The following is a 12,340-nucleotide window of genomic DNA, read 5'->3' on the forward strand; positions in this document are numbered from 1 at the left end:
CCTTTGAAAACATGCATGCGACCTGTGGCGGGTGCAGAGAGAGATGATCATGCAGATCCTCGACGCCGTCGACGCGGCTTCCCTTCGTTCGGACATCCCGGACTTCTTCCCCGGTGACACCGTCAAGGTTCACGTCAACATCACCGAGGGCAGCCGCTCTCGTATCCAGGTCTTCCAGGGCGTCGTCATCGGCCGCCAGGGCGACAGCGTGCGCGAGACCTTCACGGTCCGCAAGATCAGCTTCCAGGTGGGCGTCGAGCGCACCTTCCCGGTGCACTCCCCGGTGATCGACCACATCGAGGTCGTCACCCGCGGTGACGTGCGTCGCGCGAAGCTCTACTACCTCCGCCAGCTGCGTGGCAAGAAAGCGAAGATCAAGGAGAAGCGCGACCGCTGAGTCGCAGGTTCTCCACAGCACCCCAGGACACGATGTCCTGGGGTGCTGTGTTCTGTCCCCGGTGTGCGAACCTTGATACCGTCGCGCCAGAGCGGTGTATGACTCGAGAAGGAACCTGATGACTGATTCGCCGGCCACGCGCACTTCCAGACGACGCGGGTTCCTGGTCTTCCTTCGCGACGTGCTGGTGATCATCGTGATCGCCGCCCTCGTGTCCTTCGTGGTCAAGAGCTTCGTCGTGAGGTCTTTCTACATTCCGTCGGCGTCGATGGAGCGCACGCTTCTCGTGAAGGATCGGATTCTCGTCGACGAGCTGACCCCTCGGTGGACCGACTACGAACGCGGCGATGTCGTCGTCTTCAAGGACCCGGGCGGCTGGCTCGACCCACAGCCGCAGACGCCCGCACAGCCCCCGCTCGTGCAGGCGGTCGACTGGGTGCTGAACTTCGTGGGTATCTCGGCGACGGACTCGCAGGACCACCTCGTGAAGCGCGTGATCGGGTTGCCGGGTGATCATGTCGTGTGCTGCAACGCTCTCGGCCAGATCACGATCAACGGCGCCCCGATCGACGAACTCAGCTACCTGAATCTCCCGGAGGGCGACACCGCCGCCTCGAACGAGCCGTTCGACGTCGTCGTGCCGGAGGGCTCGGTCTGGCTGCTGGGCGACAACCGCGATCGCTCACGTGATGCGCGCGCGCATCAGGATCTCCCGAGCGGCGGCTTCGTCCCGATAGAGAACATCGTCGGGAAGGCGTTCCTGACGACGTGGCCCCTGGATCGGATGGGTCCGATCGACGGGCATCACGACACCTTCAACGGAGTTCCGGACCCCGAATGACCGTGATCACTCCGAAGCTGACCCTGGAACGCAAGCTCCTGGGGGAGTGCGGCGTGATCATCGCGCTGGATGAGGTCGGCCGAGGAGCGCTTGCCGGACCGGTCGCCGTCGGCGCGGCGTTGATGGATGCCGCAGGCGCGCGACGTCGCGTGCCTGAAGGTCTGCGCGACTCCAAACTCGTGACGGAGAAGCGTCGACCCGAGGTCGCCGCTCGCGCAGCAGCCTGGGTGCAGGCCTCCGCCGTCGGATGGGCGAGTGCCGAAGAAGTCGACCAGGTCGGCATCATGCGAGCCCTCGGACTCGCCGCATCGCGGGCGGTTTCGGCGATCGCTGCCCAGGGTGCGGCGATGGACGAGGCACTAATCCTGCTCGACGGCAACCACGACTACGTCTCACGGGTGCATTCGTCGCCGTTGCGCGTGCGACCGGTGATCAAGGCCGACCGCGATTGCGCCTCCGTGTCGGCAGCCTCGGTGATCGCGAAGGTCGCCCGCGACGGGTACATGGCCGAACTCCACGAGAGCCATCCTGCGTATCAGTGGAACCGCAATAAGGGCTACGCGAGCCCCGAGCACCGCGATGCCATCCGGAGCAACGGACTGTCTCCTTTCCACCGTGCATCGTGGGCCATCACCGACGCCCCGACCCTGTTCTGACGGGGCCAGCTCTGGTCGGCGATGCCGCGCCCGGTGCGCCGCGACTCTAGGATGGAGTCATCATGGATGAGGAAGCCTTCGACGACTACGACCGCGAGCTCGAGCTGGCACTGTTCCGGGAGTACCGGGATGTGGTGTCGCAGTTCCAATACGTCGTCGAGACCGAGCGCCGCTTCTACCTCGCGAACGAGGTCAACGTCGTTCGCCGCGATACCGAGCACGATTTCTACTTCGAGATCTCGATGAGCGATGTGTGGGTGTGGGACATCTACCGTGCGGACCGCTTCGTGAAGGCCGTGCGCGTGCTCACGTTCAAGGACGTGAACGTCGAGGAGCTCCAGCGTCGAGAGTTCGAGCTCCCGCAGGAACTGTCGCTCGACGGGGAGTGAGCCGCTTCGTCGAACCTCGGTCGCGGTGCTGCTCCTGCACCATGATGCGGCGTCCCTGAATAGTCCCCAGTCCAGCGCGAGTGCGTAAAGGCACCTCACAGGCCGCGAAGGGGATCGCGATGCTGAGGGCATGGCAGCAAAAGATGACCTCGGCCGAGCGGGAGAAGAGCGCGCAGCGCAGTACCTGACGGGCAACGGTTACACCGTGCTCGACAGGAACTGGCGGTGTGCGCAGGGAGAGATCGACATCGTCGCCGCAATGGGCGATCAGCTGGCGATGATCGAGGTGAAGACGAGGCGCACAGCAGCATTCGGTCACCCGTTCGAAGCCGTCGATCGACGAAAGCGCCGCCGGCTCTGGCAGCTCGCGCAGGCGTGGGTCGCCGCACATCCCGACGTGGCTCGCGCCCGCGCCGTGCGTCTCGAGGTCATCGGGATCATCGGCCCGGACCCTTTTCTGGGCTCGCTCGAGCATCTCGTGGACATCGCATGAGCACAGCGCGAACATGGGCCGTCGCGCTCACCGGTGTAGACGGACATCTCGTCGAAGTCGAGGCCGACCTTTCGAACCAGACGCCCGAGTTCCGGATCATCGGACTACCCGACAAGTCGCTCGCCGAGGCGGTCCAGCGGGTGCACAACGCGTGCAAGAACGCCGGACTCGACCTGCCTCGTCGACGGCTCACGGTCAACCTGTCTCCGGCGAGCCTCCCCAAGCACGGAGCGGGTTTCGACCTCGGGATCGCCGTGGCAGCTCTGGCTGCCGGTGGATCGATCGAACCGCGCTCGATCGCAGCCACGGTGCATGTCGGGGAACTCGGACTCGACGGGCGGATCCGCCCCGTACCGGGTGTGCTCCCGGCCGTGTTCGCCGCCGCGCGTGCGGGGTTCGAAACGGTGATCGTTCCTCATGCCAATGAAGCGGAGGCGAGGCTGGTACCCGGGATCGACGTGCGCGCTGCCGCCTCCCTCGCCGAGGTCGCGGTGTGGCACGGGGCCGATGTCGAAACACCGGAGGTCGAGGCCGTCGACATGGCCTCGCCGGTGGTCGAGGAACCGACCGTCCTGGATCTGTCCGACGTCGTCGGACAGGAAGAGGCGATCGAAGCGCTCGTCGTCGCGGCCGCAGGTGGGCATCACATGCTCCTGAGCGGCCCTCCTGGTGCGGGAAAGACGATGCTGGCCCGACGGCTCCCCGGAATCATGCCGCCATTGGCGGAGCAGGAGGCACTCGAGGTCGCCTCGATACGCTCGCTCAGTGGCGACCTCATCCCGGCGCTCGACCGGACTCCACCGCTGGAGGCCCCGCACCACAGTGCATCCGTTGCAGCGCTGATCGGAGGTGGGTCGCGCACCGCGCGTCCGGGGGCCATCGCGCGGGCGCACTGCGGCGTGCTCTTCCTCGACGAGGCTGCGGAGTTCTCTCGTGTCGCCCTTGATGCACTGCGCCAGCCGCTCGAAGCGGGGGTCATCGAGGTGCACCGCGCGGGGTTCACGGCCCGATTCCCCGCGAAGTTCCGGCTGCTGCTCGCGATGAATCCCTGTCCGTGCGGGAATCACGGCGTACGGGGAGCCGAGTGCGTGTGTCCCCCCATGGCGATCCGGCGGTACTCGACACGTTTGTCCGGACCGCTCCGCGATCGGATCGACATCGACCTGCACGTCGCCCGGGTGGCTTCGTCCTACGCGACGGACGAGCGGAGGGTGAGGACCACGACTGCTCAGGCGCGGGCTCGTGTCCTCGCGGCAAGCGAGCGTGCGGCCCAGCGGTGGGAAGGCGCGCCCTGGCAGCGCAACGCCGATGTGCCGGGAACATGGCTCCGTCAGGGGGCTCAGCGACTCTCGCCAGCGACCCGCTCGCCGCTCGATCGTGCGTTGGAACGCGGAGCACTGACGCTGCGGGGCTATGACCGCGTGCTCAGAGTCGCGTGGACCATGGCCGACCTGGGAGGGATCGACCGACCCGGATCAGACGAGATCGGCCGTGCGCTGCATCTGCGGAGAGGGCTTTCATGATGATGGACGAACTGTTGGACGACCCTGAGACCGTCGCAGCGGTCCGCCGCATCCACCCGGGCGATGCCGTCGCGGAGTGCGTGGCTCGCGCTGCATGGAGTGTCATCGCCGAGCCCGGAGATGCGGTCGCGGGTGCGCTGATCGAAGCACTGGGCGCCGGCGAGGCGCTGTCGGCCGCTCTGGGAGATGGCTCTGCGCTGATCCCCTCAGGCGCGGGGAGTGGGCAGGCGTCTCGGGCGTTGGCGGAGGCCAGGACCCGGTGGCGCCCGCGAGCAGATCCTCGAGCGGTGCGGCAGGCCCTTCACAGCGCCCGCGATGTCGGAGCGCGGTTGGTCATACCCGGCGATGTGCAGTGGCCGGTGAGCCTCGATGACCTCGGGCCCCATGCGCCGAGCGCGCTGTGGGTGCGCGGGCACGTCGATCTGCTCGTGAGGGAGCCGCGCGTGTCCATGGTCGGGGCGCGGGCTGCCAGCAGCTACGGCGAACAAGTCGCGGCGGAACTCAGCGGAGATCTCGCGGCCTCGGGAGCGGTGATCGTCTCGGGGGGCGCGTATGGAATCGATGGTGCCGTGCACCGCGCTGCACTCGGTGCGGGCGGAGCAACCGTGGCCTTCCTGGCCGGAGGGGTCGACCGCGCATACCCGATCGGTCATCAGACGCTCCTGCAGCAGATTGCGGTCGAGGGCGCTGTGGTGAGCGAACCCCCGTGCGGAGCGGCCCCCACTAAATGGCGCTTCCTCGCGCGGAACCGACTGATCGCGGCGCTCGGGCAGGCGACTGTGGTGGTCGAGGCCGGGTGGCGCAGCGGTTCGTTGAACACCGCGGGGCACGCAGCCGCCCTCGGCCGCCCGCTCGGAGCGGTTCCCGGACCGGTGACATCGGCCTCATCTGCGGGATGCCACCGGCTGCTCAGAGAGTACGACGCACAGTGCGTCACCTCGGCGCGAGAGGTGCGAGAGCTGTGGGGGCCGATCGAGCAGCCGCGCGCCGAGCGCGAAGAGCACGACCCGAATCGCACGCGAGTCCTCGACGCGATGAGTACGAGGTCTCGGCTCTCGGTCGAGGAGATCGCCCGAAGGTCGGGTCTGTCTCCGGACCGGGTGCGGTCTTGCCTCGGGCTGCTGCACCTGGAAGGCGATGTCGTACTCGATGAAAAGGGGTGGCACCGGGCGCAGTCGTCGCAGAGCACGTGAGCGACATCCACGGAGGGCTCGGCGAGGCTCAAGAGGGGATACCCCGCACAGCGGCATGCTGAAGTCATGGATCTCGCGGTCGCCACCGAGGCGTTCGTCGACCACCTGGAGCGGGTGCGTCGGCTCTCGCCGGCGACCGTGAAGGCGTATCGGTCGGACCTCAGAGACCTTCAGACGTCGGCGGGTGGTGTCGACCTCGAGGACGTCGACCTCGAGGTGCTCAGAGACTGGCTCTGGCGTGCGACGCAGCGCGGGGATGCGAGATCGACGCTCGCCCGGCGAGCCGCTGCTGCCCGGTCGTTCTTCGGTTGGGCGCACGAGCGTGAGCTCGTAGCCCATGATCCGAGCCTCCGGCTGATCGCACCGAAGAAGGGTCGTACGCTGCCGACGGTCGCGTCCAGGGACGCGATGACTGGGCTGCTCGATTCGCATCGCGCGGCGGCCGAGGCGGGAGATCCGATCGCGTTGCGCGATCACGCGATCCTCGAGCTGCTCTACGGCTCCGGCATCCGCGTCTCCGAACTGTGCGGGCTGGACGTCGACGACCTCGACCTCGACAGAGGCACAGCCCGTGTGCTCGGGAAGGGAGCCAAGGAGCGGGTCGTGCCATACGGTGCTCCGGCAAGGGACGCGCTGGAGGCGTATCTCCGTCGCGGCAGGCCCGTCCTGGTGGCCAGGGGGCGAACCTTCACACCGGCGGTGATGCTGGGGAGCCGAGGCGCCCGCATCGGGCCGCGCGCGGTCTACGAGCTGGTGGCCAGGGTGCTGGCACCCGTCGTCGGTGCGGAGACGATCGGCCCGCACGCACTACGGCACACGGCCGCCACGCACCTTCTCGACGGGGGCGCCGACCTGCGAGCGGTCCAGGAGATACTGGGTCATGCCAGCCTCGGCACGACCCAGATATACACACACGTCTCGGCCGAACGCCTGACCGCTACCTATCGGCTGGCGCATCCCCGCGCCTGATGCCCCCGGGCATGCTTGAACTCGGTCGGTCCTGGTCTCGAGGAATCGGTCACAGGCTGTCGCAGCAGGGGAGCAGGACGGCCCGAGGAACGCTGCCGAACAGGAGCATCGGGTTGATGTAGTTGCCATCTCGTCGCACGCCGAGGTGCAGCGCTCCCGCCGGGCTGTGACCGCCCAGGTCGACGAATCCGATCTCCTGCCCGGCCGACACGGCATCGCCCGGATCGAGTGTCGTTCGGAGTGGCTCGAAGGTGCTGACGAGCCCGTCTGCGTGTTGGATCGTCAGGAGCGGGCGGTCGACGACGGTCCCGCGGACTGCCACCGTGCCATCCGCAGGAGCTGTCACGGGCGCATCTATCGACGAGGCCAGGTCGACGCCGCGATGACCCGCACCGTATTCGTGCGCCGGTGCGCGAAACGGTTCGACGACCGCCTTCACGCCGGTCAGCGGCCATCGCCAGCGCGGCAACTCGGCAGGATCGCCCGATGTCGCCGAGGCGTCGGCTGTGTACAGGGCGAGCAAGATGAGCAGGGCCGTGGTCGTTCCGGAAACCACTCGGAGCAGAGTGCGCATGAGCAGAGTGTCTCGTCTCAACCGAACGGCCGTCGCGAGGTCTCGGCAGGTTCAGCGGCAGGCGTGCACGACTCCGCCGAAGCGCTACCGGTGCAGGGTGGGTGTCGTCGCGGCATCCTGTATGCTGGAGGAGCACCTCGATATCGGGGTGACTACGCGTGCCCAGAGCGGTTCATCCGCGGCATCCACATCCACAGGTCCTTCTCACCAGAGGGCGGGTGTGCGCCGGGCACCAGGAAGTCCGATCATCCGATCGGCTTGACAACCTCAACGGCGCAGAAACGCGCCAGAACCAGGAGACGACCATGGCTGTGGTCACCATCCGCCAGCTGCTCGACAGCGGCGTGCACTTCGGACACCAGACCCGTCGGTGGAACCCGAAGGTCAAGCGCTTCATCCTCACCGAGCGCAGCGGCATCCACATCATCGACCTCCAGCAGTCGCTGGGCTACATCGACAAGGCCTACGACTTCGTCAAGGAGACCGTCGCCCACGGTGGCACGATCCTCTTCGTCGGCACCAAGAAGCAGGCGCAGGAGATCCTCGCCGAGCAGGCGACGCGCGTCGGCCAGCCCTTCGTGAACCAGCGCTGGCTCGGTGGACTCCTCACCAACTTCCAGACGATCTCCAAGCGTCTCGCCCGCATGAAGGAGCTCGAGGAGCTCGACTACGAGACCCCGGCGAACAGCGGTTTCACGAAGAAGGAGCTCCTGCTCAAGAAGCGTGAGCTCGACAAGCTGCACAAGTCCCTCGGCGGTATCCGCAACCTCACCAAGACGCCGTCGGCCATCTGGGTCGTCGACGCCAAGCGCGAGCACCTCGCGATCGATGAGGCCAAGAAGCTCGGCATCCCGGTGATCGGCATCCTCGACACCAACGCCGACCCCGACGACTTCCAGTACCCGATCCCCGGCAACGACGACGCGATCCGCTCCGTCTCGCTGCTGACCCGCATCATCGCCGACGCCGCGGCCGAGGGCCTGCAGCAGAAGCACAACCCGGAGACGGGTGACGCCGAGCCGCTCGCCGACTGGGAGAAGGAGCTCCTCGAGACTCCCGCCCAGGAGGTCCAGGAGTCCGCTGACGCCGCTGAGGTCGCCGACGCAGGCGACGCTGCTGCGGTCGTCGAGACGCCCGCTGCCGACGAGACCGCTGCCGACGAGGCCGGTGCTGAGGCTCACGACGAGGCGATCGCCGCCGCTTCCGGTGAGGAGACCGCTGAGGTCGCCGCCGCCGAGGCAGCTGACGCCAAGTAATCCCCTCGTACACACACCTAACGAAGCAAGGAGCCACCACACATGGCCAACTTCACCATCGCTGACCTCAAGGCCCTGCGTGAGCAGCTCGGCACGGGAATGGTCGACACCAAGAAGGCGCTCGAGGAGGCTGACGGAGACGTCGCGAAGGCCACCGAGATCCTGCGTCTCAAGGGTGCGAAGGGCAACGCGAAGCGCGCCGACCGTTCGACCAGCGAGGGACTGATCGTCGCTCGCGAGCAGGACGGCGCTGTGACGCTCATCGAGCTCGCATGCGAGACCGACTTCGTCGCGAAGAACGAGCGCTTCATCGCGCTGGCCGACAAGGTCGCCGACGCCGCGGCAGCCGTCAAGGCCGACTCGGTCGACGCTGCCCTCGCCGCATCCGCCGGTGACAAGAGCGTCGAGCAGGTCATCTCCGAAGAGGCCGCGATCATCGGCGAGAAGGTCGAACTGCGCCGCGTGCGCACGATCGCCGGCGACAAGGTCGAGGTCTACCTGCACCGCACGAGCAAGGATCTGCCGCCGCAGATCGGCGTCGTCGTCGCCTACTCGGGTGATGACGCCGAGACCGCGCGCAGCATCGCCCAGCACATCTCGTTCGCGAACCCGTCGTACCTGTCCCGCGAGGACGTGCCGGCGGACGCTGTCGAGAAGGAGCGCGAGATCGTCACCGAGATCTCTCGCAACGAGGGCAAGCCGGAAGCGGCGCTCCCGAAGATCGTCGAAGGTCGCGTCTCTGCGTTCATCAAGCAGGTCGCCCTGCTCGAGCAGGACTACGCCAAGGACAACAAGCTCTCTGTCGCCCAGGTGGCGAAGGACGCCGGTATCACCGTGACGGACTTCGCGCGCTTCAAGGTCGGCGCGTAGCAAGGTCGAAGGGGTTCGGATCGCCATGATCCGAACCCCTTCTTCATGCCCACGAGGCACTATCTTGAATCGGGACGAGAGGACACCCACCCATGACTGAACGCACCGGACGCCGACGCGTCCTTCTCAAGCTCTCCGGAGAGGCCTTCGGGGCGGGGCAGCTGGGTGTCAGCCCCGATGTCGTCTCGCAGATCGCCCGCGACATCGCCGCGGCCGTCGATCGGGTCGAGGTCGCGATCGTCGTCGGCGGTGGCAACTTCTTCCGTGGCGCGGAACTCAGCCAGCGCGGCATGGATCGAGGCCGTGCCGATTACATGGGCATGCTGGGCACGGTCATGAACGCCCTCGCTCTCCAGGACTTCCTCGAGCAGGCCGGCGCAGCCACCCGCGTGCAGTCGGCGATCTCGATGACACAGGTCGCCGAGCCGTACATCCCGCGTCGCGCCGAGCGTCACCTGGAGAAGGGGCGGGTCGTCATCTTCGGCGCCGGCGCAGGACTCCCTTACTTCTCCACCGACACCGTGGCTGCGCAGCGCGCGCTCGAGATCGGGGCGGACGAGGTCCTCGTCGCCAAGAACGGCGTCGATGCGATCTACACCGCCGACCCGAACAAGCACGCCGATGCCGAGCGCATCGAGCGCGTGACATATCGCGATGCGTTGCAGCGCGGCCTCAAGGTCGTCGACTCGACCGCCTTCAGCCTCTGCATGGACAACAGCATGGACATGCGCGTCTTCGGCATGGAGCCGGCGGGGAATGTGACCAGGGCCCTGCTCGGAGAGCCCATCGGAACCCTCGTCACCGCCTGAGTGTGTGACACGGCGGAGACTGCTTCGCCCGATAGAATTTGCAGAACACCCCGACGATAGGAGCCACCGTGATCGCGGACGTCCTCGCTGAAACCACCACTCGTATGAACCGGGCGGTCGAAGCTGCCAAGGAGGACTTCTCCACGGTGCGCACCGGGCGTGCGAACCCGCAGATGTTCCAGAAGGTCCTCGTGGACTACTACGGCACGCCGACCCCGATCGCGCAGCTGGCCTCGCTCGCGAATCAGGAGGCACGCACGCTCATCATCACGCCGTACGACAAGTCGGCGCTGAAGGCGATCGAGCAGGCCATCCGCGACATGCCGAACCTCGGTGTCAACCCGACGAACGACGGCAACCTCGTCCGTGTGACGATGCCCGAGCTCACGGCGGAGCGTCGCAAGGAGTACGTCAAGCTCGTCAAGACCAAGGCCGAGGACGCGAAGGTTCATGTCCGTGGCATCCGCCGCAAGGCGAAGGACGAGCTGGATGCGCTCAAGAGCGAACTCGGCGAGGACGAGATCGCCCGCGGCGAGAAGGAGCTGGACGGCCTGACGCGTCAGCACGTCGACCTCATCGACGACGCGCTGAAGCGCAAAGAGGCCGAACTCCTTGAGGTGTAGTCGGGATGTCTGACGAAACGCGTGACGCCGAGGAGGACAGGCAGCCGCTGACGCGCCGAGACGCGCGTGACGGCACGCCTGCTGACGGCGTCCCGCTCGCAGACGCGGCCTTCCCGACGTTCGATGCGGAAGCCATCCCGCCTCGTCCACCCCTTCCGGCGTCGGCGGGCGGCGGGACATCCGTCGTCGGTGGTCCGCTGGATACGGCGGACCACAATGCGATCCGCGAGCAATGGCGGGCGGCGAGGGACGAGCTCGAGAACCACGTATCCCATGCACGGGATCAGATCGATCAGGCGAATGAACGGATCAAGCAGCGCACGGGACGTGATCTCGTCCTCGCGATCCTGATCGGCCTGGCGTTCGGAGCGGCGCTGCTCGCATCCTTGCTCTTCGTCAAGGCGCTGTTCGTGCCGTTCGCTCTCGCTGCGGCGCTGCTGGGCGTGTACGAACTCTCCCGAGCGCTTCGGGCGTCCGGCCGCCGGATCGACGTCATTCCTCAGCTCGTTGCCGGCGCCTTCCTGGTGCTCTCGGCCTACTTCGCCGAGCCGTGGCTGTCCTGGGTCATGCTCTTCGTCGCCGTCGCGTTCGTCATCGTCTGGCGACTCATCGCGCAGATGGTCGCGAAAGACGGCCGCACCTACGGAGACGTTCTCGCGGATGCGGTCATCAGCGGATTCGTCCAGGTCTACGTTCCCTTCCTCGCCGGCGTCGCCCTCATCCTCCTCGAACAGGAGGGCGGCCAATGGTGGGTTCTGAGCTTCATCGCCATCGCGGTCGCCGCCGACACGGGTGCGTATGCGGCGGGTCTCGCGTTCGGGCGGCACCCGATGGCCCCGAAGATCAGTCCCAAGAAGACGTGGGAGGGGTTCGGCGGTGCCGTGCTCGCCTCCCTGGTCGCCGGCGTGCTGCTGGCCATCTTCCTTCTCGAGCTGCCGTGGTGGGCCGGCGTGGTCTTCGGCGTCTCGATCCTGCTGTCGGCGACACTGGGCGATCTCGGTGAGTCCATGCTCAAGCGTGACCTCGGCATCAAGGACATGAGTTCCTGGCTTCCCGGGCACGGCGGTCTTCTCGATCGGCTCGACAGCATCCTGCCCTCGACGATCCCGGCGCTCGGCCTCTACTTCCTCCTCTCTCCCTGGGTGGTGCTGTGATGAACGAAGAGCAGATCGCGGAACGGACGGCGGATGCTCCGCCGGCGTTCGCACTGACATCCGGGCGCGAGCGCGGATATCACCGTGCTGCCGTCGACGCGTTCCTCGCGTCCGCTCGACGAGCGTTCGAGTCCGGTACCGACGAGCTGGGCGCCGATGATGTGCGCGCGGCGTCTTTTCCGCTTGTCAAGGGCGGCTATGTCGTGGCCGACGTCGACGCGGCGCTCGGTCGCGTGGAAGACGCCTTCGCCGCGCGTGAGCGCGAGCGTGTGGTGCGCGCGCAGGGAGCCGAGGTGTGGGTCGAGAAGGCGCGAGCCGACGCGCAGATCATCCTGGACCACCTGGCGCGACCTCGACGCCGGCGCTTCGCCCGCACCGGGGTGCTCACGTTCGGCTACCGCATCGACGAGGTCGACCATGTCTCGACCAGGATCGTCCGCTATCTCCGGGATGGCGACCCGCTCTCCGCCGAGCAGCTGCGATCGGCAGCGTTCCGGATGCAGCGGGGCGGCTACCGCGAGGAGCAGGTCGATGCGCTCCTCGACGCCACGATCGACGTGATTCTGGCCGTTCGCTGAGTTCCTGATGGTCGT

Annotated in this window: 15 protein-coding genes; 14 read left to right on the forward strand and 1 reads right to left on the reverse strand. The window is 67.1% G+C overall.

Annotated elements, in window-relative coordinates; translation table 11 throughout:
• Nucleotides 1-49: 49 nt before the first annotated feature.
• The 8 genes from rplS to DW298_RS17935 all read left to right on the forward strand — a co-directional run bounded on the left by rplS (nt 50) and on the right by DW298_RS17935 (nt 6,461).
• Nucleotides 50-397 carry a 50S ribosomal protein L19 gene (gene rplS, locus DW298_RS17900; RefSeq protein ID WP_017830722.1) on the forward strand — a complete coding sequence of 116 codons (348 nt, stop codon included), beginning with the start codon at nt 50-52 and terminating at the stop codon, nt 395-397.
• A 118-nt stretch (nt 398-515) separates the two neighbouring features.
• Nucleotides 516-1,238, forward strand: a complete 723-nt coding sequence (gene lepB / locus DW298_RS17905; protein WP_136043831.1) for a signal peptidase I — start codon at nt 516-518, stop codon at nt 1,236-1,238.
• Nucleotides 1,235-1,894, forward strand: a complete 660-nt coding sequence (locus tag DW298_RS17910; protein WP_136043832.1) for a ribonuclease HII — start codon at nt 1,235-1,237, stop codon at nt 1,892-1,894. Before lepB ends, DW298_RS17910 begins: the two co-directional genes overlap by 4 nt.
• A gap of 62 nt (nt 1,895-1,956) precedes the next feature.
• The gene (locus DW298_RS17915) at nt 1,957-2,283 is read left to right on the forward strand and encodes a DUF2469 family protein (protein WP_017204525.1); all 327 of its coding nucleotides are present in this window, start codon (nt 1,957-1,959) and stop codon (nt 2,281-2,283) included.
• 130 nt (nt 2,284-2,413) lie between these two features.
• Nucleotides 2,414-2,776 (forward strand): YraN family protein, encoded by a 363-nt coding sequence (locus DW298_RS17920; RefSeq protein WP_136043833.1) that lies wholly within the window; start codon nt 2,414-2,416, stop codon nt 2,774-2,776.
• On the forward strand, nt 2,773-4,299 hold the full coding sequence (locus DW298_RS17925) for a YifB family Mg chelatase-like AAA ATPase (protein WP_136043834.1): 1,527 nt from the start codon (nt 2,773-2,775) through the stop codon (nt 4,297-4,299). Before DW298_RS17920 ends, DW298_RS17925 begins: the two co-directional genes overlap by 4 nt.
• Nucleotides 4,296-5,492 carry a DNA-processing protein DprA gene (gene dprA, locus DW298_RS17930; protein ID WP_168429604.1) on the forward strand — a complete coding sequence of 399 codons (1,197 nt, stop codon included), beginning with the start codon at nt 4,296-4,298 and terminating at the stop codon, nt 5,490-5,492. The genes DW298_RS17925 and dprA overlap by 4 nt, the downstream gene beginning before the upstream one ends.
• A gap of 66 nt (nt 5,493-5,558) precedes the next feature.
• Complete coding sequence (locus tag DW298_RS17935; protein ID WP_136043835.1) at nt 5,559-6,461, forward strand: tyrosine recombinase XerC; 903 nt, start codon at nt 5,559-5,561, stop codon at nt 6,459-6,461.
• Nucleotides 6,462-6,510: 49 nt separating this feature from the next.
• Here the strand turns inward: DW298_RS17935 and DW298_RS17940 are convergent, their stop codons facing one another.
• A complete protein-coding gene (locus tag DW298_RS17940) occupies nt 6,511-7,035 on the reverse strand; it encodes a M23 family metallopeptidase (protein ID WP_136043836.1) in 525 nt (174 codons plus the stop codon).
• Between the two features lie 305 nt (nt 7,036-7,340).
• On the opposite strand from DW298_RS17940, the gene rpsB reads away from it, so the two are divergent.
• The 6 genes from rpsB to DW298_RS17970 all read left to right on the forward strand — a co-directional run bounded on the left by rpsB (nt 7,341) and on the right by DW298_RS17970 (nt 12,325).
• Complete coding sequence (rpsB, locus tag DW298_RS17945) at nt 7,341-8,291, forward strand: 30S ribosomal protein S2 (protein WP_136043837.1); 951 nt, start codon at nt 7,341-7,343, stop codon at nt 8,289-8,291.
• Between the two features lie 42 nt (nt 8,292-8,333).
• The gene (gene tsf / locus DW298_RS17950; protein WP_021200481.1) at nt 8,334-9,161 is read left to right on the forward strand and encodes a translation elongation factor Ts; all 828 of its coding nucleotides are present in this window, start codon (nt 8,334-8,336) and stop codon (nt 9,159-9,161) included.
• Nucleotides 9,162-9,253: 92 nt separating this feature from the next.
• Nucleotides 9,254-9,970, forward strand: coding sequence for a UMP kinase (gene pyrH, locus DW298_RS17955; RefSeq protein WP_017830711.1), 717 nt, complete (start codon nt 9,254-9,256; stop codon nt 9,968-9,970).
• Nucleotides 9,971-10,038: 68 nt separating this feature from the next.
• Nucleotides 10,039-10,593 (forward strand): ribosome recycling factor, encoded by a 555-nt coding sequence (gene frr, locus DW298_RS17960; RefSeq protein ID WP_029263480.1) that lies wholly within the window; start codon nt 10,039-10,041, stop codon nt 10,591-10,593.
• A gap of 5 nt (nt 10,594-10,598) precedes the next feature.
• Entirely contained in the window at nt 10,599-11,747 is a 1,149-nt protein-coding gene (locus DW298_RS17965; protein ID WP_136043838.1) for a phosphatidate cytidylyltransferase, read from the forward strand.
• Nucleotides 11,747-12,325, forward strand: a complete 579-nt coding sequence (locus DW298_RS17970) for a DivIVA domain-containing protein (RefSeq protein ID WP_136043839.1) — start codon at nt 11,747-11,749, stop codon at nt 12,323-12,325. Before DW298_RS17965 ends, DW298_RS17970 begins: the two co-directional genes overlap by 1 nt.
• Nucleotides 12,326-12,340 lie beyond the last annotated feature (15 nt).

The sequence above is a fragment of the Microbacterium sp. A20 genome, from assembly GCF_004794515.1.
In the GTDB taxonomy this organism is placed as follows: Bacteria; Actinomycetota; Actinomycetes; order Actinomycetales; family Microbacteriaceae; genus Microbacterium.

Excerpts from the sequence above, each read along its gene's own strand:
- rplS (WP_017830722.1), top strand. The coding sequence starts at position 50 with ATGCAGATCCTCGACGCCGTCGACGCGGCTTCCCTTCGTTCGGACATC.
- lepB (WP_136043831.1), top strand. The coding sequence starts at position 516 with ATGACTGATTCGCCGGCCACGCGCACTTCCAGACGACGCGGGTTCCTG.
- DW298_RS17910 (WP_136043832.1), top strand. The coding sequence starts at position 1,235 with ATGACCGTGATCACTCCGAAGCTGACCCTGGAACGCAAGCTCCTGGGG.
- DW298_RS17915 (WP_017204525.1), top strand. The coding sequence starts at position 1,957 with ATGGATGAGGAAGCCTTCGACGACTACGACCGCGAGCTCGAGCTGGCA.
- DW298_RS17920 (WP_136043833.1), top strand. The coding sequence starts at position 2,414 with ATGGCAGCAAAAGATGACCTCGGCCGAGCGGGAGAAGAGCGCGCAGCG.
- DW298_RS17925 (WP_136043834.1), top strand. The coding sequence starts at position 2,773 with ATGAGCACAGCGCGAACATGGGCCGTCGCGCTCACCGGTGTAGACGGA.
- dprA (WP_168429604.1), top strand. The coding sequence starts at position 4,296 with ATGATGATGGACGAACTGTTGGACGACCCTGAGACCGTCGCAGCGGTC.
- DW298_RS17935 (WP_136043835.1), top strand. The coding sequence starts at position 5,559 with ATGGATCTCGCGGTCGCCACCGAGGCGTTCGTCGACCACCTGGAGCGG.
- DW298_RS17940 (WP_136043836.1), bottom strand. The coding sequence starts at position 7,035 with ATGCGCACTCTGCTCCGAGTGGTTTCCGGAACGACCACGGCCCTGCTC.
- rpsB (WP_136043837.1), top strand. The coding sequence starts at position 7,341 with ATGGCTGTGGTCACCATCCGCCAGCTGCTCGACAGCGGCGTGCACTTC.
- tsf (WP_021200481.1), top strand. The coding sequence starts at position 8,334 with ATGGCCAACTTCACCATCGCTGACCTCAAGGCCCTGCGTGAGCAGCTC.
- pyrH (WP_017830711.1), top strand. The coding sequence starts at position 9,254 with ATGACTGAACGCACCGGACGCCGACGCGTCCTTCTCAAGCTCTCCGGA.
- DW298_RS17965 (WP_136043838.1), top strand. The coding sequence starts at position 10,599 with ATGTCTGACGAAACGCGTGACGCCGAGGAGGACAGGCAGCCGCTGACG.
- DW298_RS17970 (WP_136043839.1), top strand. The coding sequence starts at position 11,747 with ATGAACGAAGAGCAGATCGCGGAACGGACGGCGGATGCTCCGCCGGCG.